This window comes from Methylobacterium oryzisoli (assembly GCF_046557895.1).
Lineage (GTDB): Bacteria > Pseudomonadota > Alphaproteobacteria > Rhizobiales > Beijerinckiaceae > Methylobacterium > Methylobacterium oryzisoli.
Genome location: NZ_JBKIBX010000037.1, coordinates 42771 through 66853 on the forward strand (window position 1 = coordinate 42771; position 24083 = coordinate 66853).

Sequence of the window (24083 nt, forward strand, 5' to 3'; positions counted from 1 at the left end):
TGGGAACCCCTCTCCCGCACGGGAGAGGGGTTCCCGCGCTTCATCCGGCCCCCATGCCGCAGCGGGGCCGAGCCGCCCTCAATACTCCCAGAAGATGCGCTGCAGCTCCTTGGTGTCGCCGGTCTTGGTCAGGGCGACGGCGGCCAGGATCTTGGCCTTCTGCGGGTTGAGGTCGTGGGCGACGACCCAGTCGTACTTGTCGTCGGGCTGCTCGGCGTTGCGCAGCACGAAGCCGTCGCCGACCCGCGAGGAGCGGATGATCAGCGTGCCCTTGGTGCGCAGGTCCCGCAGCGTGTCGACGAGGTAGCCGGCCACCGAACCGTTGCCGGTGCCCGCGTGGATGATCGCCTTGGCACCGGCCTGCACGGCGGAGGTGTAGGCGGTCGGGCTCATGTTGCCCGAGCCGTAGACGATCGCGACCTCGGGCAGCGCGTCGATCGTCTCGATGTCGAACTCGGACGAGGGCCCGCGGCGCTTGACCGGCGCGCGGAAGAAGTAGGTCTTGCCCTCCACCACCATGCCGAGCGGCCCCCACTGGCTCACGAAGGCGTTCGGCTTGATGTTGATGCGCTTGGCGACGTCGCGCCCGGCCTGGATCTCGTCGTTCATCGTCACGAGCACGCCCTTGCCCCGCGAGTCGGGGCTGGCCGCGGTGACGACCGCGTCGGTGAGGTTGAGGGCGCCGTCGGCCGAGAGCGCGGTCGAGGGGCGCATCGAGCCCACCAGCACGATCGGCTTGTCGCTGCGCACCACGAGGTCGAGGAAGAGCGCGGTCTCCTCCAGCGTGTCGGTGCCGTGCGTGATGACGACCCCGTCCACGTCGTCCTGCTTGACGAGCGCCGCGACGCGCTTGGCGAGCTGCACGAGCTGCGCGTTGGTGAAGCTCTCGGAGGCGATCTGAAACACCTGCTCGCCGCGCACGGTCGCGACCTCGCCGAGGTTCGGCAGGGCCGCGATGAGCTTGTCCACCGGCACCTTGGCGGCCTGGTAGGTGGCGCTGTTGCTCGCCTCCGCGCCGGCCCCCGCGATCGTGCCGCCCGTGGCCAGGATCACCACGGAGGGCTTGCGCTGCGCGGCGGCGGTGCCCGGCTGGGGCATCTCGCGGGCCGCGGCCGGCCCGGCCGAGGGCACCGCGACGGCCAGCGGCAGGGCGGCCCCGAGGAGGAGCGCCGCGAGGGCGGCGCGCGGGCGAAGGGTGTGATGCATCGGACGGCCTTTGCTGATGACACCGGGCAGGCTCTGCCCCGGCGCGACCATAGCTGTGCGCCCGCGCGATGCCAGCCGCCCTGACGCAACGGCGCATGGGAGCGGGCAGGCCGTAGCCATCGGGCGCGTCCGCGGGGCATATGGGGCGGGTGAACCGACAGGAATCGCGCATGACCGAGACCCAGCCTGGAGCGGCGTCGACGGTGTGCGGCGCGCGCTCGCGCCGCACCGGTGTCCCGTTCGGCGCAGGGCGCGCTCGCCCGGCCCGTGCCGGAGGCGCGCCGTGAGCGGAGACCTGCGCGACGTCGCGGTGCGCCTGCTCGATGCCCGCCTCCCCGGCTGGGGCTTCCCGCGCTGGGGCTCGGCGCTCGCCGCCGGGCTCGACCTGCATGCCTGCCTGGAGGCTCCCGTCACCCTGGCGCCGCAGGCGCCGCCGCTGCTCGTGCCGGCGGGCATCGCGGTGGCGATCCGCGATCCCGGCTGGTGCGCCCTCGTCGTCCCGCGCTCGGGGCTCGGCCACCGGGAGGGCCTCGTCCTCGGCAACACGATCGGGGTGATCGACGCGGATTACGAGGGGCCCCTGATGCTCTCGGCCTGGAACCGGAATCCGCCCGGCGGGGCGGCCATCGCCATCGCGCCGGGCGAGCGCATCGCGCAGCTCGTCTTCACCCGCGTGGCGCGCCCGCAGCTGCACCTCGTCGAGAGCTTCGCGGGGGCGCCGGAGGGCGGGCGCGGGGAGGGCGGCTTCGGCTCGACCGGCCGGCGCTGAGACACGGGGCCTCGCCGCCGCCGCGGCGCAGGCTTAAGCAAGGCTTCAGCAAACCCAGCGATCATCGCGCCGGTGCCGCCCCGACCGGGACCGGCACCGGTCACGAGCCTTAGCCGACCATGCCTCCTGCTGCGGACCCCTCGGTGATCATCGTCACGGCCCGCCCGGACGCGGGCGCGCTCGTGCGGATCGTCTCGCCCGCCCATACCAGCCTCGTGCTGGCCACGGCGCCGGCCGCCCTCGCGGCGCTCGGCGGACAGGCCGCCGACCTCGTGCTGATCGAGGATTCCCCGACCCTGGACGGCTTCGCCCTGGTGCGCGACCTGCGCTGCCTGCCGCACCTCGCGGGCGCCTCGCTGATGCTGATCGGGACGGGCGACCCGGCCGTCACCCGCCGCCGGGCGCTGGAGGCCGGGGCCACCGACGTGGTGCTGCCGCCCCTCGACGGCTTCGACCTGCAGATCCGCGCCCGCAACCTGATCGCGCTCGCCCGCGCGCAGGGCACCGCCCGGCTCCAGGCCGCCGACCTCGCCCGCGAGCGGGAGCAGGCCGAGACCGAGCGCGCGCAGCGCGAGCGCGAGATCATTCACCGTCTGATCCTGGCCGCCGAATTTCGCGACGACCAGGCCGGCGACCACCTCACCCGGGTGGCGGGCTGCGTCATCGCCATCGCGGACGGGCTCGGCCTGTCGGAGGAGGAGGCGAACGACATCGCGCTCGCCTCGACCATGCACGACATCGGCAAGATCGGCGTCGCCGACAGCATCCTGCGCAAGGCCGGCCCCCTCACCGAGGAGGAGCGGGCCGAGATGATGCAACACGCCCTGCGCGGCTACCGGATGCTGAACGACAGCGCCTCGCCGCTGCTGCGGCTCGCGGCCGAGATCGCGCTCACCCATCACGAGCGCTGGGACGGCACCGGCTACCCGCGCGGCCTCGAGGGCGAGGCGATCCCGCTGACCGGCCGCATCACCGCCGTGGCGGACGTGTTCGACGCCCTCATCTCCGACCGGGTCTACAAGCCGGGCTGGCCGCCGGAGCAGGCCCGCCGCTTCCTGGAGGAGCACGCGGGCACCCATTTCGACCCCGCCTGCGTGCGCGCCTTCGTCTCCCGCTGGGACGAGATCGTAGCCCTGATCGCGGAGCGCCGGGCGAGTCAGGCCGCCTGAGGTTCGGACGCGACGCTCGGTTCCAGCGGCAGCGTCAGGCGGCACAGGAGCCCGTCCGGCAGGAAGTCGAGGGCGATGGTGCCGGAGAGTTCGCGCTCGACGCTGGTGCGGATCAGGCGGGTGCCGAAGCCGGCGCGCTCGGGGGCGGCGACGGGCGGTCCGCCGCTCTCCTGCCAGGACAGGTGCAGGGTGGCGTCGGCGAGCCGCCAGCGCACCACCACCCGGCCCTCCGGAATCGAGAGCGCGCCGTACTTCGCCGCGTTGGTGGCGAGCTCGTGCACCGTCATGCCCACCGGCACGGCCATGCGCGGCACCAGCGCCACCGCCGGGCCGTCGAGGTGGACCCGGTCCGGCCGGCCGGTGGCGTAGGGCGCGAGTTCGAGCTCCAGGATCCTGCGCAGGTCGGTGGTGCTCCACTGGCTCGCGGTGAGGAGCGTGTGGGTCTGCGACATCGCCAGCAGCCGGGCTTCGAACGCCGCCGTGAAGGCCCCGACCGAATCGATGCCGCGGGCGGTCTGGCGCGCCATCGCCTGGACGGTGGCGAGCGTGTTCTTCACCCGGTGATTGAGCTCGTGGATCAGCAGGTCCTGGCGCGCCTCGGCCTGCCGCCGCTCCTCCGCGCGCTGGCCCAGCGCCTCGCCGGCGGCCGAGAGGGCGAGGCCGATCGCCTGCGCCTCGCGCACGGGGCTTGCCGGGATCGCGAGCGGCGCTCCCCGGCCGAGGGCGTCCGCCGCGATGGCGAGCCGGCGAAGCGGCCGGGCGAGGCTGGCCGCCGCGAACCAGCCGGCGGCCGCGGCGGCCCCCGCCACCGCGAGGCCCCAGAGCAGGATCTGCCGCTGCAGGGCGCGCACGGGCGCCAGCGCATCGGCCGCGTCCTGGCGCACCAGCACGGTCCAGCCGAGTCCCGGATAGTCGCGGTAGCCCCGCGTCGGCTGGTAGCCCGTGAGGACGGCGCGGCCGTCCGGCCAGGTCTCCTGCGTGGCGCCCCCGGCGCCGCGACGCACGGCCGCGACGCTCGGCAGGTCGCGCAGGGTGCGGTTGCGCAGGGCCGGCGGCCCGAGCAGCACGGTGCCGTCGCGGGCGAGCACGAGCACCGCGAGGCCCCTGCGCCCGCCGGCGGCCTGATCGTGCAGGCTCGCCTCGACCTCCCGCGACCAGGCCCAGTCGAGATGGGCGACGACCACGCCGGCGAGCGCGCCCTCGGGCGTGCGGACGGGCGCCGCGAGGTCGAGCACCCGGGGCGGGTCGGCCGGGTCGCGGCCGGGCTGGAGCGTGGCGAGCAGGTGCGCGTCGTGCACGTCGCCGACGAACGGACGCTCCCGCCCCTGCGTGAAGTAGATCCGGTGCGCGACGTCGAGGCCCTCCAGGCGGCCGTTGTCCGTCACGGTCATCCGGCCCTCCGGCGAGAGCAGCCCGATGATGGCGTAGTCCGGGTAGGTCTCGCGGGCGCGGCGCAGCACCCGGCGCTTCTGGTCGCCGTCGGCCTTCGGGTCGCGGAGGGTGTCGTTCTCGGCCAGGATCAGGGTGTCGCGCCAGCGCTCGAACATGGTGCGGTCGAGCTGGCCGGCCACGTGGCGGGCGAGGTCGCCGAGTTCGCCCGCGATCCGCTCCGACAGCCGGTCCGCGGTCACCCGCGAGACCACGAGGGCGAGCACCAGCGTCGCGACGAGACCGGTGGCCCCCAGGCCGAGGGCCAGGAAGGCGCGGAGCGGCAGGCGCGGCACGCGGCTCAGTTCCCCGCTGATTCGAGCATCGCCGCCACCTTAGCCGCGAAGGCATCCACCGCGAAGGGCTTGGTGATCATCGCCATGCCGGGCGCGAGATGGCCGCTGCCGAAGGCGGCGTTCTCGGCATAGCCGGTGATGAACAGGACCTTGAGGCCGGGCCGCGCCGCCCGCGCCTGATCCGCCATCCGGCGCCCGTCGAGCCCGGGCAGCCCGACATCGGTCACGAGCAGGTCGACCGCCTCCGTCTCCAGGGCGCGCAGGCCCGCCGCCCCGTCCGCGGCCGCGATCACCCGGTAGCCGGCCTCCTCCAGCGCCTCGCCGATCAGCGCCCGCACGGTGGCGTCGTCCTCCACCACCAGCACGGTGCCGTGGCCGGTGACCGGCGCGGCCGCCGCGGGATCCTCCGCCTCCGCCGCATCCGGGCCGGCATGGCGCGGCAGATAGAGGCTGACGGTCGTGCCGCGCCCGACCTCCGAGGCGATCCGCACCTGGCCCTCGGACTGCTTGACGAAGCCGTAGATCATCGAGAGCCCGAGCCCGGTGCCCGCGCCGAGGGGCTTGGTGGTGAAGAACGGCTCGAAGGCCCGCGCCACCACCTCGGGCGGCATGCCCGCGCCGGTGTCGCTCACGCTGATGCACACGTACTCCCCCGCCCGCGCGCCGGGCTCGCCCGCCACCGCCGCCGCGTCCAGCTCCACGTTGGCGGCGGCGATGTGGAGGCGCCCGCCCTCCGGCATCGCGTCGCGGGCGTTGATGGCGAGGTTGAGGAGCGCGTTCTCGAGCTGGTTGGGGTCGCACAGGGTGCGCCAGAGCCCGGCCTGCGTCGCCAGCGTCAGCACCACGCGCTCGGAGAGCGTGCGGCGCAGGAGGTCGTCCATCGAGGCGATCAGGCGGTCGGCCTCGACGCTGCGCGCCATCAGCGGCTGGCGGCGGGCGAAGGCCAGGAGGCGGTGGGTGAGCGCCGCGGCGCGCTGGGCGGAGGCGGAAGCGAGGTCGGCGTAGCGCGGCAGCGTGTCGGTGCGCCCCTCCGCGAGGCGGCGCTTCATCAGGTCGAGGGCGCCGGTGATGCCGGTGAGCAGGTTGTTGAAGTCGTGGGCGATGCCGCCGGTGAGCTGGCCCACCGCCTCCATCTTCTGCGACTGGCGCAGCGCCTCCTCGATCCGGCCGCGCTCGGCGATCTCGGCGGTCAGGCGCGCGTTCGTGGCCTCCAGGGCCGCCGTGCGCTCGCGGACCAGGGCCTCCAGCGTCTCGCGCCCCTGCGTCAGGGTCTCGCGGGCGCGCACCTGATCGTCGATGTCGGTGCAGGTGCCGAACCAGCGCTGGATCGCCCCCGTGGCGGCATCCCGGATCGGCACCGCCCGCCCCAGCACCCAGCGGTAGACGCCGTCGTGCCGCCGCAGGCGGTACTCGATCTCGTAGGTCTCGCCGGTGGCGAGCGCGTGGCGCCAGCGCCGCCACGCCTCGGCCCGGTCGTCCGCGTGGAAGATCGCGTTCCAGCCCTCGCCGTCCGTGGAGCCGGCGGGGACGCCGGTGTACTCGTACCAGCGGGAATTGTAGTAGTCGTGGAAGCCGTCCGGCAGGGTCGACCACACCATCTGGGGCATCGACTCGGCGATGGCCTGGAATTTCAGCAGGCTGTCGGCGAGCCCCGCCTGGGCGGCTTTTTCGCCCGTCACGTCGATGGCCAGGAGGTGGAAGCCGCCCGCCTCGCCTGCGGAGGGCAGGTAGCGCACCCGCGCGTCGCGCAGGCCGCCGCCCGGCCCCGGCACCACCACGTCGAACTGGACCGGCTCCCCCGCCAGCACCCGCTCCAGGTAGGGCTTGCGCAAGGCGTAGGCCGCCTCGCCGAGGACCTGCCGCACGCTGCGCCCGACCACGTCCTCGGCGCGCAGGCCGAACCACGTCTCGTAGTGGCGGTTGGCGAAGCGGTAGATCTCGTCGCGGCCGATCGTGGCGATCAGCACCGGCAGCGCGTCGGTGATCAGCCGCAGCTCGCGGCGGCTCGCCTCCGCGGCGGCGAAGGCCCGGTCCCGCTCGGCGAGCGCCCGGCGCAGCTCCATCTGCGCCATCACCTGCCGGGCGAGCGCCGCGAGGGTCAGCTGCGCCTCCTCCGGCAGCCCCTCGGGACGGGGCACCGTGTCGAGCACGCACAGCGCGCCGAGCGGCAGGCCGTCGGCGCTCACCAGCGGATGCCCGGCGTAGAAGCGCAGGCCCGGCGGGCCGGTGACGAGGGGATTGCCCGCCGTGCGCGGGTCCTGCGTCAGGTCGGGGACGATGAGGAGGCCGTCTACCCCCATCGTGTAGGCGCAGACCGAGGCGTCGCGGCCGGTCTCGCGGACCCCGAGCCCCGCCTCGGCCTTGAACCATTGCCGGTCCTCCGCCACGAGGCTCACGAGCGCCATCGGGGTGCGGCAGGCGAGGCGCGCGATCTGCACCGCATCCTCGAACTCGGCCTCGGGCGGCGTGTCGAGGATCCCGTAGGCGTCCAGCGCGTCGAGCCGCGCGCGCTCGTCCCAGCACGGTGCAGCGCCCGGCACGCCGGTCGGCATGCGATCCTGCGATCGGCTCATCGGTATCCGGTCCAGGCCATCCGTCTGCTGCGGCGGCGCGAAACGGCGATAGACGTCGCACCCCGTCAACGCAACCTGCCCTAATGCGCAGCACGGGGACAACCCAGCGTCAGCTTTCGCCGCAGGGCCTGCGAGGGATCCGCGCTGCCGGCAGGTCAGGCTCGGCGCGGACACGCCCAGCGTGCGGCGTGATTCCGTCGCAGGCGGCGCGCGACGGCTTGCCGAATCCTCCCTGGCCGGATAACCTGTTGATTATGTTACAGTTTTCAAACGTTCTAATCTAGAGGGTCGAGCCGGCGACGGCTTTCCTCCGAACCGGGTGCCTCGATCCCCAGCATGATCGTCTGTTCCTGCAACGTCTTCTCCGACGGACAAGTGCGCGCGTGCCTCAACCCTGGCCCGGGCTGCCCCCGCACGCCCGCCCAGGTCTACGCCTGCCTCGGCTGCAGCCCGAAATGCGGCCGCTGCGCGCGCACGATCCGGGGTATCCTGTCGCGCGCCCTGGCCGAGACGCACGAGACCTGCACCAGCGCCTGCAGCGCGGCCTGCACGCTCGCCAAGGCGGCCGAACCGGTGCCCGCCGAAGCGGCCTGATCCGCCTCAGGGCAGGTCGATCCCGAACATCCGCGAGAAACCCTGCCGCCCGGCCGGGGTGATCGCGACCGCCCGGCTGTTTCGGGTCCGGGCGATCCAGCCGAGATCGTCGACGCGCCGGCACAGGGCGGCCCCGAGGCGCCCGGCGAAGTGCGGCCGCCGCTCGCTCCAGTCGAGGCAGGTGCGGCAGAGGGGCCGCACTCTCCTGTCATCGCCCCCGTCGTCGAGGGCGAGCCCGATCTCGTCGCACAGGAAGCGGGCGCCCGCTTGCGTGATCGTGCCGACGCCCTCGTCGGTGAGCCTCACGTGGCCGCGCTCGCGCAGGCTGTCGGCGAGCGCGGTGCCGAGCCGGCCGGCGAGGTGGTCGTAGCAGGTGCGGGCGAGCCGCATCGCCGCGTCGCGCGGTCCGGTCGGCCGGTGCCGCGCGGGACCGGCTGCCGCCACCTGCATCAGCGCCTCGACGGCGGCGGCGACCTCGGGCGTCGCGAGCCGATGGTAGCGGTGGCGTCCCTGCCGCTCCACCGCCACGAGCCGCGCCGCCGCGAGCTTCGCGAGGTGCCCGCTCGTCGTCGGCGCACTCACGCCTGCGTGCCACGCCAGTTCGCCCGCCGTGAGCGCCCGCCCGTCCATGAGCGCCGAGAGGATGTTGGCCCGCGCCGGGTCGCCGATCAGGCCGGCCACCTCCGCGAGCGTGTTGCCGGAAACCATCGTCATGCCCGCCAGGATAGGCCGGCCGCCCGCCTCCGTCAGCCGCCGATGCTTCGGCCGGGACCGCAGCGTTCGGCCGCGACGCGGCGCTTCTCGCGCGGCAGCCTTCCCCTCCTCACCGGAGGGACAGGCATGCGCAGCGCGGCGATCCGACTCGGCCCGGCGATACCGGCACGATCCGCGACGCTCGTCGCCCTCGCCCGCACTTGGTTCGCGCGCGCCGCCGCCCGGCGGCGCCAGCGGCTCGACCTCGCGCAGCTCGACGCGCGGCTCCTGCGCGACATCGGCCTCACCCGCGAGCAGGCGGGCGCCGAGGCCGCGAAGGGGTTCTGGCGAGCCTGACGGCGTCACGCCGCCGAGCTGTCAGCACGCCGGGGCCTCGGAACGCCGGGGCCTCAGAACTCCATGTCGAGTTCCTCGATCTCGTCGGGCTCGCCCTCCGCCGCGGCGGTCCATTCCTGCATCGGCGGCCACGCCATCACGTGGTCGCGGTACGCCGCCGAGCGGGCCGGCAGGCCGACCCCGTAGGTGACGAAGCGCGTGCAGACGGGCGCGTACATCGCGTCCGCGACGGTCGGCCGCTCGCCGAACAGGAACGGCCCACCATGGGCGCCGAGCGCCTCCTCCCAGATCTCGACGATGCGGGCGATGTCGGACTGCGCCCCGCCCCAGAGCTTGAAGTCGGGGTAGCGCGCCCGCAGGTTCATCGGCAGGGCCGACCGCAGGTTGATGAAGCCGCCGTGCATCTCGCCCGCGATCGAGCGGCACCACGCGCGCCGGACGCGGTCCGTGGGCACGAGGCCGGCCTCGGGCCGCCACTCGTCGAGGTACTGGGCGATCGCCAGCACGTCCCACACCCGCACCGGGCCGTGGGTGAGGCGCGGCACCAGGAACGAGGGCGAGAGGTGCAGGAGTTCGGCCCGGCTCGCCGCGTCGCCGCCGCCCAGCACCTCGACCGCGACGTCGAGCCCGGCCATCCGGCACAGCAGCCAGCCCCGCAGGGACCACGACGAATAATTCCGGCTCGATATCGTCAGCGTGGCCTCGGCCATGCGTCCCTCCTGGCGGCCCGGACCGGCCGGCATCCGGTCGGGGTCGATCCAAGACTCGTGCCGGCCGCTCCCCGTCTTGGCACGCCAGTCGCATGACGGCGTGCGGACCGGACCACGCCGGACCGAAGTCGGATCGCCGGGAGACGTGCTGTGCTGGACGGCTGGACCGGGGCGGACGCCCGTGACCCTGCGTGCGGGGGGGAGTAGCCCGGGCGATGCTCTACGACACCTTCGAGGTCCAGTCGGATCTCGCGGCCGGAACCCGGGCCTGGGGGCGCCTCCTGCACGACGGCGTCTCGCCCTGGACGCAGGCGGGCTACGCCGAGCCGGCGACGTGGTGGCTCGCTGCCGCCCGCATGATGATGCGCGCGGGCCTCACCCATGCGCGGCCCGATTACGGCATCGCGAGCGTGCGGGTGGGCAACCGCGACGTGCCGGTGAGCGAGGAGGCTCTGCTCTCCACCCCCTTCGGCACGCTCCTGCGCTTCCGCAAGGATCTCGTCGGCGAGCAGCCGCGGGTGCTGGTGGTGGCGCCGCTCTCGGGCCACTTCGCGACCCTGCTGCGCTCCACCGTGCGCACGCTGCTGGCCGACCACGACGTCTACATCACCGACTGGCACAACGCCCGCGACGTGCCGGTCGCGGCCGGGCCGTTCGGCTTCGACGACTACGTCGCCCACGTGGTCCGGTTCCTGGAGGCGATCGGGGAGGGGGCGCATCTCGTGGCGGTGTGCCAGCCCGCCGTGCAGGCGCTCGCCGCCGCCGCCGTGATGGCCGAGACGCGCAACGCCGCCCACCCGGCCAGCATGACCCTGATGGCCGGGCCGGTCGACACCCGCATCAACCCCACCAAGGTCAACGAACTCGCCACCGCCCGGCCGATCGAGTGGTTCGAGCGCAACCTGATCGCCACGGTGCCGCGCCGCCACGCGGGCGCGGGCCGCCGGGTCTATCCCGGCTTCATGCAGGTCCTCGCCTTCATGGCGATGAATGCCGGGCGCCACATGCACGGCCATGTCGACCTGTTCTGGGCCATCGCGCACCGCGACGAGGACAAGGCCCGCCAGATCGAGACCTTCTACGACGAGTACTTCGCGGTGCTCGACCTCGCGGCCGAGTTCTACATCGAGACGGTCAGGACCGTGTTCCAGGAGGCGACGCTCGCCCGCAACGCCCTGACCTACCGCGGCGCGCCCATTGACATGCGGGCGATCCGCAAGACGGCGCTGATGACGGTGGAGGGCGAGCGCGACGACATCTGTTCGGTGGGCCAGACGATGGCGGCGCACGACCTCTGCAGTAGCCTGCGCCCCTTCCGCAAGCGCCACCACCTCCAGGCCGGCGTCGGCCATTACGGCGTCTTCTCCGGGCGCAAATGGGAGAACCAGACCTACCCGCTGGTGCGCAACTTCATCCAGGCCAACGCCTGAGGCGCCGCGATCGGCGGATTTTCAGGATCCCGCGGCGGCTCCCCGGTTGGAAGTCGCGCCGAACTGGTGTATCTGCCCACGCAGGCGCAGCTTGTGCGCCGGCCTCGAACGCCATCGCGACCTGCGCCCCTCCCGGTCCGGAACGACCGGGCGCTGGGGCGCATGCCGGTTGGTTCGCCCCCGTCGCGGGGCCGTCGGGGGCGGTGGCACCGAAACGGATTTTCTAGAGGATACACCCTTGCAGGTACTCGTTCGGGACAACAACGTCGATCAGGCGCTCCGCGTGCTCAAGAAGAAGATGCAGCGCGAGGGCATCTTCCGCGAGATGAAGCAGCGCAAGGCCTACGAGAAGCCTTCCGTGCGCAAGGCCCGCGAGAAGGCGGAGGCCGTGCGCCGCGCCCGCAAGCAGGCCCGCAAGACCGCCATCCGCGAGGGTCTGATCGCCGCGCCGAAGCCCAAGCCCCGCGCGGTCGCCCCGCGCCGCCCGGCCGCTCCGGCCCCGGTCTCGGCTCCCCCCGGCAACGCCTGAGCGCGGCCCGCCTCGGCGGGATCGTTCCTCATCCTGCGAGAAGGGCCCGGCGCGTCAGCGTGCGGGCCTTTCGCCGTGGGGTGAGGGCTCTAGGCCCGACCGTGCGACGCGACCGTCGCCCGCTCCGCCTGGACCAGCACGTCGAGGGGCCGCCAGGGCTTGCGCATGAAGACGGCCTGGTCGGGGAGCGGCTGCGCCCGGCCGGTATCCGACGTCACCACCACGCGCACGTCCGGCCATTCCCGTTCGACGGTGCGGGCGAGCGCCGCCCCATCCATGCCGCCGTGCAGGCTCATCTCGGTGAACAGGAGCGCGACCTCCGATCCGTGCTCGCGAATCACCGCGAGCGCATCCTCGGCAGTCTCGCACGCGATCACGTCGAGGTCGGTCTCTTCGAGGATGGCCGACGCGAAGTCGCGCACGGCTTCGTCCTCCTCCACCACGACGGCGATCGGAACGGGTGACGCTGCTCGGCCCATGAAGCCTCCTCGGGTCTGCGAAAGGCCCGCCGCGGCCGGTGGTTCGGACCCGTCGACGGGGTGAACGGCCGCCCGTGCGGGCGTGGCGGGGAGAGGTGTTGCCGCTGCGGCATGGATCGGACCGCCGGCAGGGGGGCAACGATGCAGGGCCGTCTTTGATCCCGGACCCGTGCAGCAAACCGTTATCTCGCGATGAGCGCTGGCGCACCGCCTCCCATGCTGCGCCGCATTAACGTCTTGTTCACCCTGTGCGGCCGATTGTTACGGTTCGATGAAGGCCATGGGCGCAGGCTCGGGAGCGAGCGCGCGGCGCCGCGAGAACGGGTGCGACTGCGATGTGCCGCTTCCTCGCCTATCACGGCGATCCGGTCTACCTCGACGAACTGGTCTGCGTTCCGACCCATTCCCTGGTTCACCAATCTCTGCACGCCGCCGAGGCGAAGACCGAGACCAACGGCGACGGCTTCGGTCTCGGCTGGTACGGCGACCGGCCGGAGCCGGGCCTGTTTCGCGACGTGCGGCCCGCCTGGTCGGACGAGAACCTGCGCAGCCTCTCGCGCCAGATCCGCGCCCGCACCTTCCTGGCGCATGTGCGGGCCTCGACCGGCACCGCGACCACGCGGGCCAACTGCCATCCGTTCGCCCACGGCCGCCTGCTCTTCATGCACAATGGGCAGATCGGCGGCTACGCGCGCATCCGGCGGCGGCTCGAAGCGCTGATCCCGGACAGCCTCTACGAGGCGCGGCAGGGCACGACCGATTCCGAGGCCCTCTTCCTCCTCGCGATCGCCAACGGCCTCGCGGAGGATCCGATCGGCGCCATGGCCGAGACCCTCGCGACCGTGCGCCGCCTGATGCGCGAGGCGGCCGTCGAGGAGCCGATCCGCTTCACCGCGATCGCCACGGACGGCGAGACCCTGACCGCCTACCGCTGGGCCTGCGACGGCTGCCCGCCGAGCCTCTACTGGCGCGAGACGGCCACCGGACTCGTCGTGGTCTCCGAGCCGATCGACGGCTGCCGCGACGGCTGGCGGGTGGTGCCGAAGGGCGGCGCGCTCGTGGCGCGCACCGGCGCGCCCGCGCGGGTGCTGGAATCCTGCGGCGCGGGCGGGCGCGTCGCCGCCTGACCGCCGGGAACGCGGCCAAGTACCCGCAAGTACCCGCTGCACCTGCGGGATGACACGCCACGCCCGACATCGCCGCCCGGGCCGCCGAGTAGGCGCGGGTCCCCGCCAGCCCAGCCGGGCAGGTGCCTGCCCACCCGGGCAGGTGTGGGGGCGGGACGGACTCCGCATACTCGCGGGCCTCGCAGGAGCCCTCGCGATGTCCGATCCCAAGTCCGATTCCATGTCCGATCCCGCCGCACCGATCCAGGGCTCGTCCCTGCAGGCCTTCTCCCGGGACCTCGCCGGCCTCGTCGCCCGCGCGGCGCCGAGCGTGGTCGCGGTCCGCTCGCACCGGCACCGGGCGAGCGGCTTCGTCTGGCGGCCCGGGCTCGTCGTCACCGCCGACGAGGCGCTGGCCGAGGAGGGCGAGATCACGGTCGAGACCGCGGACGGGGCGAGCCTGCCCGCCACGCTCGCGGGCCGCGATCCCTCCACCGACGTCGCGCTCCTGCGCGTCGGCCGCAGCGACCTGCCGCCGGCGCCCCTTGAGCCGGGCGCACCCGCCGTGGGCGCGCTCGCGGTGGCGGTGGGCCTCTCCGACGGCGCCCCCACCGCCGCCCTCGGCCTCGTCTCGCGCGTCTCCGGGCCGTGGCGCAGCATGCGCGGCGGCGAGATCGACGCGCGGATCGAACTCGACCTCGCCCTGCGCCGCTCCGCCGAGGGCGGTCTCGCTCTCGATCCGTCCGGCCGGGCGATCGGCATGGCGGTGTTCGGGCCGCGCCGGCGCGTCCTCGTCATCCCGGCCGCGACGGTGGCGCGGGTCGCGCCCGTCCTCGACGCCAGCGGCCGCGTGCCGCTCGGCTATCTCGGCCTCGGGCTCCAGGCGGTGCGGCGCGAGGATCGCGGCACCGGCCTCATGGTGATGAGCGTGGAGCCCGGCGGCCCCGGCGCGCGGGCGGACCTGCGCCAGGGCGACGTCATCCTGGCCTGGAACGGCGAGCCGGTGCGCGGCCTCCAGGCGCTCCAGGGCCTGCTCGGCCCCGGCAGCGTCGGCACCGTCGTGCGGCTCGCCCTGTCGCGGGCCGGCGCGCCGCACGAGGCGGCCCTGACCATCGGCGAGAGGCCGTGAGCGCCGGCCCGCTGCTGATCGCCCTCGACGTGGCCGAGCCCGACCTCGCCGACCGGCTCGCCGCGCTCCTCGCCGACGTGCCGGGCCTGACGCTCGTGCGTCCCGGCGAGGCGGCCGACGCGGTCCTCACCGGGCCGGGCGGGCCCCGCGGGGCCGAGACCGGCCTCACGCCCCGCGAGGCGGAGGTGCTGGCCCTCCTCGCCGAGGGCGCCTCCAACAAGGTGATCGCGCGGCGCCTCGGCATCTCGGTCCACACCGCGAAATTCCACGTCGGCTCGCTCCTCGACAAGCTCGACGCCACCGGCCGCACCGACGCGGTCGCCCACGCGGCCCGGCTCGGCGTCATCCATCTGTGACGGGGACGTCTCATGTGCGGCGGCGCACCGACCGGCCGGCAAGGCCGTTCCGCGGCTGCCGCGATGTGCTAGATGCGGCGCCCGACGCCGAGGCCGCCCGACCTCGGCGAGACCCGACCCCAGAACCCCGCCGGAGCGATGCCGCCGATCATCTCCATCACCGGCCTGTCGAAGGTCTACGCCACCGGGTTCCAGGCGCTGCGTTCCGTGACCCTCGAGATCCGCCGCGGCGAGATCTTCGCCCTGCTCGGGCCGAACGGGGCCGGCAAGACGACCCTGATCGGGATCGTCTGCGGCATCGTCAGCCCCACCGAGGGCCGCGTCACGGTCGACGGGCACGACATCCAGGCCGCCTACCGCAAGACCCGCCGGATGATCGGCCTCGTGCCCCAGGAACTCACCACCGACGCCTTCGAGACCGTGTGGGCGACGGTGAGCTTCAGCCGCGGCCTGTTCGGGCTCAAGCCCGATCCGGGCCACATCGAGCGCGTCCTCAAGGACCTCTCGCTGTGGGACAAGCGCGACAGCCGGATCATGACCCTGTCGGGCGGCATGAAGCGGCGCGTGCTGATCGCCAAGGCGCTCTCGCACGAGCCGCAGGTGCTCTTCCTCGACGAGCCGACCGCGGGCGTCGACGTGGAGTTGCGCCAGGACATGTGGCGCCTCGTGCGCCGCCTGCGCGACCAGGGCGTCACCGTGATCCTCACCACCCACTACATCGAGGAGGCCGAGGAGATGGCCGACCGGGTGGGCGTGATCCGCCGCGGCGAGATCATCCTGGTCGAGGAAAAAGCCGAGCTGATGCGCAAGCTCGGCAAGAAGCAGCTCACCCTCCAGCTCCAGACGCCCCTCGACGCGCTGCCCCCGGCGCTCGCCGGCCATCGCCTCGACCTCTCGCCGGACGGGTCCGAACTCACCTACACGTACGACAGCCAGGGCGAGCGCACCGGCATCACGGCGCTGCTGACGGACCTGCGCGCCGCCGGCCTGCGCTTCCGCGACCTCCAGACCCGGCAATCCTCGCTGGAGGACATCTTCGTCGACCTCGTGAAGGAGCGCGCATGAACTGGCCGGCGGTCCGCGCCATCTACCTGTTCGAGATGGCCCGCGCGTGGCGCACGCTGCTGCAGAGCCTCGTCGCCCCGGTGATCTCGACCTCGCTCTACTTCGTGGTGTTCGGTGCGGCGATCGGCTCGCGGCTGACCGTCGTCGAGGGCGTGCCCTACGGCGCCTTCATCGTGCCAGGGCTGATCATGCTCTCGCTCCTCACGCAGAGCATCGCCAACGCCTCCTTCGGCATCTACTTCCCGCGCTTCTCGGGCACGATCTACGAGATTCTTTCGGCGCCGATCTCGCCGGTGGAGATCGTGCTCGGCTACGTCGGCGCGGCCGCCTCGAAGTCGATCATCCTGGGGCTCGTCATCCTGGCGACCGCCGCGCTGTTCGTGCCGCTGCGCATCGAGCACCCGCTCTGGATGGCGCTATTCCTCGTGCTCACAGCCGTCACCTTCAGCCTGTTCGGCTTCGTCATCGGCCTGTGGGCGGACGGGTTCGAGAAGCTGCAGCTCGTGCCGCTGCTCATCGTGACGCCGCTCACCTTCCTGGGCGGCAGCTTCTACTCCATCGACATGCTGCCCCCGGTGTGGCGAGCGATCAGCCTGCTCAACCCGGTCGTCTACCTCGTCAGCGGTTTCCGCTGGAGTTTTTACGGCCAGGGCGACGTCGCGGTGGGCGTGAGCCTCGCGATGGCAGCCCTCTTCCTGGTGATCTGCCTCGGCCTCGTCACCTGGATGTTCCGCACGGGATACCGCCTGAAGACCTGACGCCTCGGGCCGCGGACGCCGTTTCGCCGGGAGCCCTCCCGCGCCATCGTTTTTCCCCGGACAGCCATGCGCCGAAAGGGGGCGGGGATGGGCGGCGGTCATCCTCGCCGGGGCCGCCCCCGGCCCAGCCCGCCCATCGGCACCGGCGGACGCTTCCGCACGTCACGCTCACCGGCTCCGCGCCGGCCGACGCCCGACGTCCTCCTCGCTCCGCGACCGCCCCACCTGATCCAACCGAGGGTTTCATCATCGACCTCGGCGCGCTTGGCGTGCACTACCGATTTTTAATGTTCCATTCACGCAACGGAAGCACTAAAAAGATATTATAAGTATATCGATCGAATGCATCGAGAAGCCGGCGCAAGCCGCAGATAATTTATAAACCGGAGGTATAATCATGACTTTCCGTAGATCTCTCGCTGCCGCCCTCGTCGCGACGACCATGGTGGGAGGCGTCGCCTACGCGGCCGAGAAGGCGGCTCAGCCGGCGGCCACGCAGGAGACGCCGGCCCAGAAGGCGGCCGACCAGGCCTTCGGCAAGGTCTCGAAGGACGGCGCGCAGGCTTTTCGCGACATGCATCTCGCCCGCCTCGCCATCTTCGACGCCAACCCGGATCAGGCGAAGGACGCCATCAACAAGGCCAAGGCGGCGCTGACCAAGGCGAAGGCGGACGAGGCCGTGTTCAGCAAGGCGGAGGCCGACCTCAAGACGCCGGCCGACATGGCGTCGTCCAACGCCGCGGGCGGCACCGCCGACAAGGCGGCGGGATCGTCCAAATCCGCTTCAGGCGACAAGATCACGTGGCTGCCCATCGAGGCGCAGCTGACGCTCGGCGAGGGCTTCCAGGCGACGCCCGAGAAGGCCGCGGCCGTGAACGAGGCCAACAAGAACCTCGCCAAGGGAGACAAGGCCGCCGCCATCGAGAAGCTCAAGCTCGCCGCCATCGATGTCAACGTGACCACGGCCGTCCTGCCGCTCGACAAGACGACGGCGGACGTGGACCAGTCCGCGACCCTGATCGGCCAGGGCAAGTACTACGAGGCGAACGCGCTCCTGAAGCAGGCCGAGGACCGCATGCGCTTCGACATGGTCAACGTGGTGGCTGTCCCGAAGGCCGGCGCGCCGACGGCCAAGGCTCCCTCGCATACCGGCTCCACGACGCAGGACGCCAAGCCCGCGAAGTAACCCCGCGACGTAACCGGCCATCGCAGGATCGCGGCCCGGGAGGGCGCACGGCTCGCCGTGTGCCCTCCCGGGCTCTCCGCAGGGTGAGCCCGCCGGGCCGGGCGCGGGCATGACGGCGAAGGGTTGGCGACGCGGGTCCGACGCGCGGAACATCCTCGCCCACGGGCGAGTTGCGCCGGGACGACGTCGCGACCCGGAGGCCCGCATGACCGACCTGCGCCATGCCGCGGTGGTGATCACCGGCGCATCGAGCGGCATCGGCCGCGCGGCGGCGCTCGCCTTCGCCCGCCGGGGCGCCCGGGTGGTCCTCGCCGCGCGCCGCCGCGAGGTTTTGGAGGATCTCGCCCGCGAGTGCCGCTCGCTCGGCGGGGATGCCGTGGCGGTGCCGACCGACGTGACCGATCCGGCCGCCGTCGAGGCCCTGGCCCGGGCGGCGAACGAGGCCTTCGGCGGCATCGACGTGTGGATCAACAACGCCGGCACCGGCGTGTTCGGCCCGTTCCAGGACGCGCCCCTCGACCTGCACCGCATCACCGTCGGGGTGAACCTGCTCGGCGGGATGTACGGCGCCTACGCGGTGCTGCCCACCTTCCTGCGCCAGGGGCACGGCACGCTCATCACCAACATCTCGCTCGGCGGCTGGGCGCCCGCGCCCTTCGCGGCGGCCTACACGGCGAGCAAGTTCGGCCTGCGCGGCTTCACCGCGAGCCTGCGCCAGGAGCTGCGCCGCCACCCGCACATCCACGTCTGCTCGGTCTTCCCGGCCATGATCGACACGCCGGGACTGGAGCACGGCGCCAACGTCTCGGGCCGCACGATCGATGCGGGGCCGCTCGTCTACGCGCCCGAGGACGTGGCCGAGACCTTCGTGCACCTCGCCCGCCACCCGCACGACGAGGTGGCGGTGGGCTGGCCCGCGCGCCTCGCGCAGATGGCCTACGCGCTCGCGCCGGGCCCGACCGAGCACCTCGTGGGGGTGGCGATCCATCGCGCCCTCGACCGGGCGCACCCGGCGCCGGTGACGCACGGCGCCCTGCGGAGCCCGGTCGTCGAGCGGCCGCGCGCGAGCGGCGGCTGGCGCGCCCGCAAGGGCGTGCCCTCGGCCGGCACCCTCAGCACCCTCGGGGTCATGGCCGGCGCCGCCGGGCTGATGCTGCTCGCCAGCACCCGTGCCGCGCGCGGCATGGGCGCCCGGGCGGGAGGCCGGGGACGCTGACCGGTGCCACGCTTGATTCGTCGGATCGGTGGTTTAAGGGGCGGGAGGCCGACCTGACCTGACGGAAGCGATCCACGATGAGCGAACTGAGCCGCTCGGAGCTCGACTACAGGCTGCGGCAGCAGTCGATCCTGTCCGATTTCGGCGTCGAGGCCCTGCGGGCCGAGGATTTCGGCCGGCTCCTGCAGCGCGCGACCGAACTCTGCGCCGCCGGCATGGGGGCGCAGTTCTGCAAGGCCCTGGAATACAAGCGCGACCAGGACGTGCTCCTCGTGCTCGCGGGCGTGGGCTGGGGGCCGGATGTGGTCGGGCAGGCGGTGGTCGGCGCCGATCTCGCCTCGCCGGCCGGCTTCGCCCTCAAGACCGGGCAGCCGGTGATCTCGAACCACCTCGAGAACGAGCAGCGCTTCCGCACGCCGCAGCTCATGGCCGATCACGGCATCCGGCGGGCGGTCAACGTCATCATCCGCAACCGCCAGGGCGATTTCGGCGTGCTGGAGGTCGACGACACCCGCGAGGGCCTGTTCGACCCCGCCGACATCGCCTTCATGCAGGGCTTCGCCAACCTGCTCGGCGGCGCCATCGAGCGCCAGCGCGCCGAGGCGCGGCTGCAGGCCGCCCTGGAGCGGCAGGAACTGCTCACCCGCGAGATGAGCCACCGGGTGAAGAACAGCCTCGCGGTGGTGGCGAGCCTGCTCACGCTGCAGGGCCGGGCCACCGACAACGAGGACGTGCGGCGCGCGCTCGCCGATGCCCAGACCCGGGTGGCGGCGGTGGCGCAGGTCCACGACCAGCTCTGGCAGCAGCCCGACCTCGCGGCGGTCGACATCGCGCCCTTCCTGGCGACCCTGGTCGAGCGGCTGGCCGAGAGCGCGCCGGCCCACGCCATCCGCTGCCGCATCGATCACACGACGATGCCGGCCGACCTCGCCATCCCGCTCGGGCTCTTCGTCAACGAACTCGTCACCAACGCGATCAAGCACGCCTATCCGGACGGCGGCGGCGAGATCCGGGTGGAGACGCAGGCGCGGCCGGACGGGGGCCTGTCGCTCGTCGTCGCGGATGACGGCGTCGGCCTGCCGCCGGATTTCGACCTGTCGGGGGCCGCGCGCCGGAGCCTCGGCATGCGGGTGATCCTCGGCATGGCCCGCCAGATCGGCGGGACCCTGCGGGTCGAGGCCGCCGCGCCGCCGGAGGCCCGCGGCAGCCGCTTCGCCCTCGATCTGCCGGCCCCAGTCTGATCCCCCTTGCCTGATTGCAGCTGCTGGAGACACGTCGCCTGCGATTCGATACAGTCCGGCTCGTTGAGGCGAGAACCTTTCCGGTCGCGAGGGCCTCGGGGCACGCGGGGCTTGCGGTAGCCTAGCCGACTATCGCCATGCGAGCAGGCGGACCGGAAAGGAGGTGAGGAGGCTGATTGGGATTCCCATCATCACGATCACCATCAACAGAAACGCGAGCGGATGGTCCGTGACCATCACACTCGCGCTCATGTAGAGATCGCCTGACAAGAGGGCTCGCGGGCTGCCACCCGCGGGCTCTCACCCAAGAAATATGGGGCCAACGGCCCTGTCGGTCAACCGATACGAACTTGATCGATCGCTCCTGCGCCCAGGGATGCATCGCCAGCGCGAAGCCATTGGGCCGCCTCAGCATCAGGACACCCGCATGCACCATGACGCCGCGACCCGCGGGCCGCTCGCGGGCCTCCGCATCGTCGAGTTCGCCGGGATCGGCCCCGGCCCGTTCGCCGCGATGCTGCTCGCGGATCTCGGCGCGGAGGTGATCCGGCTCGACCGGCCCGGCGGCGCCGACCCGTATTCCCGCAATGTGGTGTCGAGGGGACGCGCCAGCGTGACGGCGGACCTGAAGAACCCAGCCGACGTGGCGGCGGTCCTCGACCTCCTGGCGGGCGCCGACGCGCTGATCGAGGGGTTTCGGCCCGGCGTGATGGAGCGGCTCGGGCTCGGCCCCGACGCGGTGCTGGCGCGCAACTCACGCCTCGTCTACGGCCGCATGACCGGATGGGGCCAGACCGGCCCGCTCGCGCAGGCGGCCGGCCACGACATCACCTACATCGCCCTCACGGGGGCGCTGGCTGCGGTCGGACCCGCGGCGCAGCCGGTGCCGCCGCTCAACCTCGTCGGCGATTACGGCGGCGGCTCGCTCTACCTCGCGATGGGCCTGCTCGCCGCGCTGCTCTCGGTCCGGCGGACGGGGGAGGGGCAGGTGGTCGATTGCGCGGTCTGCGACGGAGCCGCCTCGCTGATGGCGATGTTCTGCGACCTGACCGCCCAGGGGCGCTGGCAGGACGCGCGCGCCGCCAACCTTCTCGACGGCGGCACCCCCTGGTACCGCACCTATGCGTGCGCGGACGGCCGGCACATCGCGCTCGGCTCGCTGGAGCCGCAATTCTACGCCCGCTTCCTCGATCTCACCGGCCTCGCGGACGATCCGGATTGCCGGGAGCGCGACGATGCCGCGCGCTGGCCCGCCCTGCACCGCAAGCTCGAAGCGCTCTTCCTCACGCGGACGCGGGACGCATGGTGCGCGCTCCTGGAGGGCAGCGACGCCTGTGTGGCGCCCGTCCTCACCCTCGCGGAGGCGCCCGGCCACCCGCATCTCGCCGCCCGCGGCACCTTCGTGACCCATGAGGGCACGGTGCAGCCGGCCCCGGCGCCGCGCTTCTCGCGCACGCCGGCCGCGATCGGCCATCCGACCCCGGTCGCGTCGCTGGCCGAGGCGGTGGCGGCCTGGGCCGGGCCGCGGGAGGGCTGAGGCGCGATTCCTCCGTCCCCGCTCAGATCTCCAGGATCGCGTAGGGCCGCCCGTTCGGCTTGGGGATGTGCCTGGCGACGTTGTAGACCGGCGCCCCGCCGGGCGTGCGGCCCTCGTAGGCCCCGCGATGCGCGTGGCCGTGCACGACGGCGCTGACCTCGAAGCGGTCGATGATCTCGGCGAGGCGCGAGGAGCCCAGGAACGGAAAGATCTCCGGCGGCTCGCCCGCCACGGTCTCGGCGATCGGCGCGTAGTGCAGCACCACGAGGGCGCGCCGGCTCGCCACCTGCCGCATGGCGTTCTCCAGGCGCATCGCCTCGCGCACGCTCTCGGCGACCAGCGCCTTGATGGCGGGCTCGCCGAAGGAGCCGAGGGTGAAGCGGCCGAAGCCGCCCACGAAACCCTTCACGCCGACGAAGCCGACGCCTTCGATCTCCACCGACTGGCCGTCGAGGAGCCGCACCCCCGCCTGGCGCAGGATGCGGCAGACCTCCTCCTGCGCGTCCGATTCGTAATCGTGGTTGCCGAGCACGCCGACGACGGGGATCGCGCAGGCGCGCAGGTCCTCGGCCAGGATCTCGGCCTCGCGCGGCAGGCCGAGATCGGTGAGATCGCCCGCCAGCACGAGGACGTCCGCCTCGCGCGAGATCTCGCCGAACAGGTCGCGGTAGGAGGCGGGCACGTCCTCCTTGACGTGCAGGTCGCCGAGGGCCGCGATCTTGAGCGGTCCGGTGCGGTCAGCCATCGTGGTCGGGTCCTCCCGTCTCGTCGCGCCAGCCGCCCTCGCCCCCGAGGTCGGCGTAGCCCCAGTCCTTGACGTCGATCTCGTAATCGACGCGCGAGAGCATCCGGCCGCGGCAGATCTTCATCTGCGGCGGCGGCAGGCGCCGCTGCTTGTCGAGGCGGTCGAGCAGCTCGTCGAGGAGCCATGCCGGCACCACGTCGCGCTCGGTCGGGTAGATCCAGCGGAAGTTGAGAAGGTGCGTGAGCAGCAATTCCCAATGCTGCTCCATGTAGGCGAGCAGCCGCGTCCAGTCGATCTGCTCGTGGGCGCGCAGGATCGTGTGCGCCACGTCGGCCCCGTCGTAGCGGTGGCGGAGCTGGATGAAGGATTTCGACCAGACGAGTTCGGTCGGGCCGATGATGCGCACGGTGGTGCCGAACAGCTCGAGCTGGCGCGCATGCGCGAACCAGGCCTCGGTCACCGGCGTGGCCCCGCTCGGCGAGGCGAAGATCACGTCGAAGAAGTGGTCGCCCTTCAGGACCTTGCCGAGCCAGCGGTCGTCCTCGATCGCCACCGCGTAGCCGAGATCCTGGAAGTGGGCGAGGATGCGCGGGTAGTCGCCCGCCTTGCAGAAGACGTCGAGGTCCTTGGTCTCGCGCACGATGCCCGTATAGGCGCTCACCGCGTAGGTGCCGGCGAGCAGGAAGGGGATGCCGGAGGCCGCCAGCTGGCCGATCGCCTCGACGTAGAACGGCTCCGCCTCCGGGTGCTTGAGGGTGGGCTCGGCCTTCGCGTCGATCTGCGGCAGCCTCAGGGGAGACGGAGAGGTCATCGCGCACCGCGTGCGGGACAGGAGACCTCGCTCAACCAGCCGCGCCGGGAAGGGGTTCCGCGGCTATCCCGCGGCGGGGAGCGCGCGACGGCCCGGACGGGAAGGTCCCGCCGGGCCCGGGCTCACGGTGGCGAGCGCCGGTCAGGCCGCGTCGGCCGTCTCGAAGGCGGTGATCTGCAGCTGGTAGCGGTCGCCCCACAGCGTGTCGGCCCGCGCGTGCCACTCCGCGTCGAAGTAGGACAGGCAGGCCGCCTCGCTCTTCCAGAAGCAGATGCACAGCATCCGCCCGTCGCGCACGCTGATGTGGCGCGACACCAGCCCTCGCCCGATGCCGAGCGACGGGCACAGGACTTGGCTGGACGGCCCTCGCCCGGCCTCGCCCTCGACCACGGTCGGGGCGTCGAGCATGGACAGATATTTGCTCATCTTGGCGTTTCTCCCGACATACCATCGGGCGTCACGCGCGCTGTTCGCTGGTACGCCAGGGGAAGTAAGATCTGAAAGCGACGGGCGAGCAATCACAAAGATCCGAAGCCGCACGGTTCGGCACGGCGTCGCCGTCGACGGTTCTCACGACGACGATCCCGGCACCCTCTCGGGCGCCGGGATCGCGAAGGATCCGAACGGTCGGCGGGGACCCGCCAGCGGGTCCCCGCGCGAAGGTTTAGTGAGCGTTGGCCGGCACGGTGCCGTTGGCGGC

Annotated in this window: 24 protein-coding genes; 15 read left to right on the forward strand and 9 right to left on the reverse strand. The window is 72.8% G+C overall.

Annotated features, from left to right (window positions below; genetic code table 11):
* Window positions 1-78 precede the first annotated feature (78 nt).
* Window positions 79-1206: an asparaginase gene (locus tag ACKUB9_RS26225; protein ID WP_407528722.1), complete on the reverse strand. Its 1128-nt coding sequence runs from the start codon at window positions 1204-1206 to the stop codon at window positions 79-81.
* A 283-nt stretch (window positions 1207-1489) separates the two neighbouring features.
* On the opposite strand from ACKUB9_RS26225, the gene dut reads away from it, so the two are divergent.
* Window positions 1490-1975, forward strand: a complete 486-nt coding sequence (gene dut / locus ACKUB9_RS26230; RefSeq protein ID WP_407528724.1) for a dUTP diphosphatase — start codon at window positions 1490-1492, stop codon at window positions 1973-1975.
* 119 nt (window positions 1976-2094) lie between these two features.
* Entirely contained in the window at window positions 2095-3144 is a 1050-nt protein-coding gene (locus ACKUB9_RS26235; protein WP_407528725.1) for an HD-GYP domain-containing protein, read from the forward strand.
* Here the strand turns inward: ACKUB9_RS26235 and ACKUB9_RS26240 are convergent.
* Window positions 3132-4868, reverse strand: a complete 1737-nt coding sequence (locus ACKUB9_RS26240) for a sensor histidine kinase (RefSeq protein WP_407528727.1) — start codon at window positions 4866-4868, stop codon at window positions 3132-3134. The genes ACKUB9_RS26235 and ACKUB9_RS26240 overlap by 13 nt on opposite strands.
* A 5-nt stretch (window positions 4869-4873) precedes the next feature.
* Entirely contained in the window at window positions 4874-7441 is a 2568-nt protein-coding gene (locus ACKUB9_RS26245) for a PAS domain-containing protein (RefSeq protein ID WP_407528729.1), read from the reverse strand.
* 336 nt (window positions 7442-7777) lie between these two features.
* Here ACKUB9_RS26245 and ACKUB9_RS26250 point away from each other — a divergent pair, with 336 nt between their 5' ends.
* Complete coding sequence (locus ACKUB9_RS26250) at window positions 7778-8035, forward strand: (2Fe-2S)-binding protein (protein WP_407528731.1); 258 nt, start codon at window positions 7778-7780, stop codon at window positions 8033-8035.
* Window positions 8036-8041: 6 nt separating this feature from the next.
* On the opposite strand, the gene ACKUB9_RS26255 is transcribed toward ACKUB9_RS26250, so the two are convergent.
* Complete coding sequence (locus ACKUB9_RS26255) at window positions 8042-8743, reverse strand: ArsR/SmtB family transcription factor (protein WP_407528764.1); 702 nt, start codon at window positions 8741-8743, stop codon at window positions 8042-8044.
* 132 nt (window positions 8744-8875) lie between these two features.
* Here ACKUB9_RS26255 and ACKUB9_RS26260 point away from each other — a divergent pair, with 132 nt between their 5' ends.
* Window positions 8876-9085: a DUF1127 domain-containing protein gene (locus ACKUB9_RS26260; protein ID WP_407528733.1), complete on the forward strand. Its 210-nt coding sequence runs from the start codon at window positions 8876-8878 to the stop codon at window positions 9083-9085.
* A gap of 53 nt (window positions 9086-9138) precedes the next feature.
* On the opposite strand, the gene ACKUB9_RS26265 is transcribed toward ACKUB9_RS26260, so the two are convergent.
* A complete protein-coding gene (locus ACKUB9_RS26265) occupies window positions 9139-9795 on the reverse strand; it encodes a glutathione S-transferase family protein (protein WP_407528735.1) in 657 nt (218 codons plus the stop codon).
* Window positions 9796-10010: 215 nt separating this feature from the next.
* On the opposite strand from ACKUB9_RS26265, the gene ACKUB9_RS26270 reads away from it, so the two are divergent.
* Both ACKUB9_RS26270 and rpsU read left to right on the forward strand, forming a co-directional pair.
* Window positions 10011-11225 carry a polyhydroxyalkanoate depolymerase gene (locus ACKUB9_RS26270; protein ID WP_407528736.1) on the forward strand — a complete coding sequence of 405 codons (1215 nt, stop codon included), beginning with the start codon at window positions 10011-10013 and terminating at the stop codon, window positions 11223-11225.
* 238 nt (window positions 11226-11463) lie between these two features.
* On the forward strand, window positions 11464-11754 hold the full coding sequence (rpsU, locus tag ACKUB9_RS26275) for a 30S ribosomal protein S21 (RefSeq protein ID WP_407528738.1): 291 nt from the start codon (window positions 11464-11466) through the stop codon (window positions 11752-11754).
* Window positions 11755-11843: 89 nt separating this feature from the next.
* Here the strand turns inward: rpsU and ACKUB9_RS26280 are convergent, their stop codons facing one another.
* Window positions 11844-12233 carry a response regulator gene (locus ACKUB9_RS26280; RefSeq protein WP_407528740.1) on the reverse strand — a complete coding sequence of 130 codons (390 nt, stop codon included), beginning with the start codon at window positions 12231-12233 and terminating at the stop codon, window positions 11844-11846.
* 335 nt (window positions 12234-12568) lie between these two features.
* Here ACKUB9_RS26280 and ACKUB9_RS26285 point away from each other — a divergent pair, with 335 nt between their 5' ends.
* From ACKUB9_RS26285 to ACKUB9_RS26325, 9 genes are all read left to right on the forward strand, one after another.
* A complete protein-coding gene (locus ACKUB9_RS26285) occupies window positions 12569-13360 on the forward strand; it encodes a class II glutamine amidotransferase (protein WP_407528741.1) in 792 nt (263 codons plus the stop codon).
* 196 nt (window positions 13361-13556) lie between these two features.
* Window positions 13557-14468, forward strand: coding sequence for a S1C family serine protease (locus tag ACKUB9_RS26290; RefSeq protein ID WP_407528743.1), 912 nt, complete (start codon window positions 13557-13559; stop codon window positions 14466-14468).
* The gene (locus ACKUB9_RS26295; RefSeq protein WP_407528745.1) at window positions 14465-14824 is read left to right on the forward strand and encodes a response regulator transcription factor; all 360 of its coding nucleotides are present in this window, start codon (window positions 14465-14467) and stop codon (window positions 14822-14824) included. Before ACKUB9_RS26290 ends, ACKUB9_RS26295 begins: the two co-directional genes overlap by 4 nt.
* Before the next feature lie 138 nt (window positions 14825-14962).
* Window positions 14963-15889 (forward strand): ABC transporter ATP-binding protein, encoded by a 927-nt coding sequence (locus ACKUB9_RS26300; RefSeq protein WP_407528765.1) that lies wholly within the window; start codon window positions 14963-14965, stop codon window positions 15887-15889.
* Complete coding sequence (locus ACKUB9_RS26305; RefSeq protein WP_407528747.1) at window positions 15886-16647, forward strand: ABC transporter permease; 762 nt, start codon at window positions 15886-15888, stop codon at window positions 16645-16647. The genes ACKUB9_RS26300 and ACKUB9_RS26305 overlap by 4 nt, the downstream gene beginning before the upstream one ends.
* A 397-nt stretch (window positions 16648-17044) precedes the next feature.
* Window positions 17045-17833: a YfdX family protein gene (locus ACKUB9_RS26310; RefSeq protein ID WP_407528749.1), complete on the forward strand. Its 789-nt coding sequence runs from the start codon at window positions 17045-17047 to the stop codon at window positions 17831-17833.
* A gap of 205 nt (window positions 17834-18038) precedes the next feature.
* Window positions 18039-19049, forward strand: a complete 1011-nt coding sequence (locus tag ACKUB9_RS26315; protein ID WP_407528750.1) for an SDR family oxidoreductase — start codon at window positions 18039-18041, stop codon at window positions 19047-19049.
* Window positions 19050-19126: 77 nt separating this feature from the next.
* The gene (locus tag ACKUB9_RS26320) at window positions 19127-20290 is read left to right on the forward strand and encodes a sensor histidine kinase (RefSeq protein WP_407528752.1); all 1164 of its coding nucleotides are present in this window, start codon (window positions 19127-19129) and stop codon (window positions 20288-20290) included.
* A gap of 427 nt (window positions 20291-20717) precedes the next feature.
* Window positions 20718-21827, forward strand: a complete 1110-nt coding sequence (locus ACKUB9_RS26325; RefSeq protein WP_407528754.1) for a CaiB/BaiF CoA transferase family protein — start codon at window positions 20718-20720, stop codon at window positions 21825-21827.
* A 22-nt stretch (window positions 21828-21849) separates the two neighbouring features.
* Here the strand turns inward: ACKUB9_RS26325 and ACKUB9_RS26330 are convergent, their stop codons facing one another.
* The 3 genes from ACKUB9_RS26330 to ACKUB9_RS26340 all read right to left on the reverse strand — a co-directional run bounded on the left by ACKUB9_RS26330 (window position 21850) and on the right by ACKUB9_RS26340 (window position 23809).
* On the reverse strand, window positions 21850-22572 hold the full coding sequence (locus tag ACKUB9_RS26330) for a metallophosphoesterase family protein (RefSeq protein ID WP_407528755.1): 723 nt from the start codon (window positions 22570-22572) through the stop codon (window positions 21850-21852).
* The gene (locus ACKUB9_RS26335; RefSeq protein WP_407528757.1) at window positions 22565-23383 is read right to left on the reverse strand and encodes a nucleotidyltransferase family protein; all 819 of its coding nucleotides are present in this window, start codon (window positions 23381-23383) and stop codon (window positions 22565-22567) included. The genes ACKUB9_RS26330 and ACKUB9_RS26335 overlap by 8 nt, the downstream gene beginning before the upstream one ends.
* A gap of 141 nt (window positions 23384-23524) precedes the next feature.
* The gene (locus ACKUB9_RS26340) at window positions 23525-23809 is read right to left on the reverse strand and encodes a hypothetical protein (protein ID WP_407528758.1); all 285 of its coding nucleotides are present in this window, start codon (window positions 23807-23809) and stop codon (window positions 23525-23527) included.
* Window positions 23810-24083: the final 274 nt, after the last annotated feature.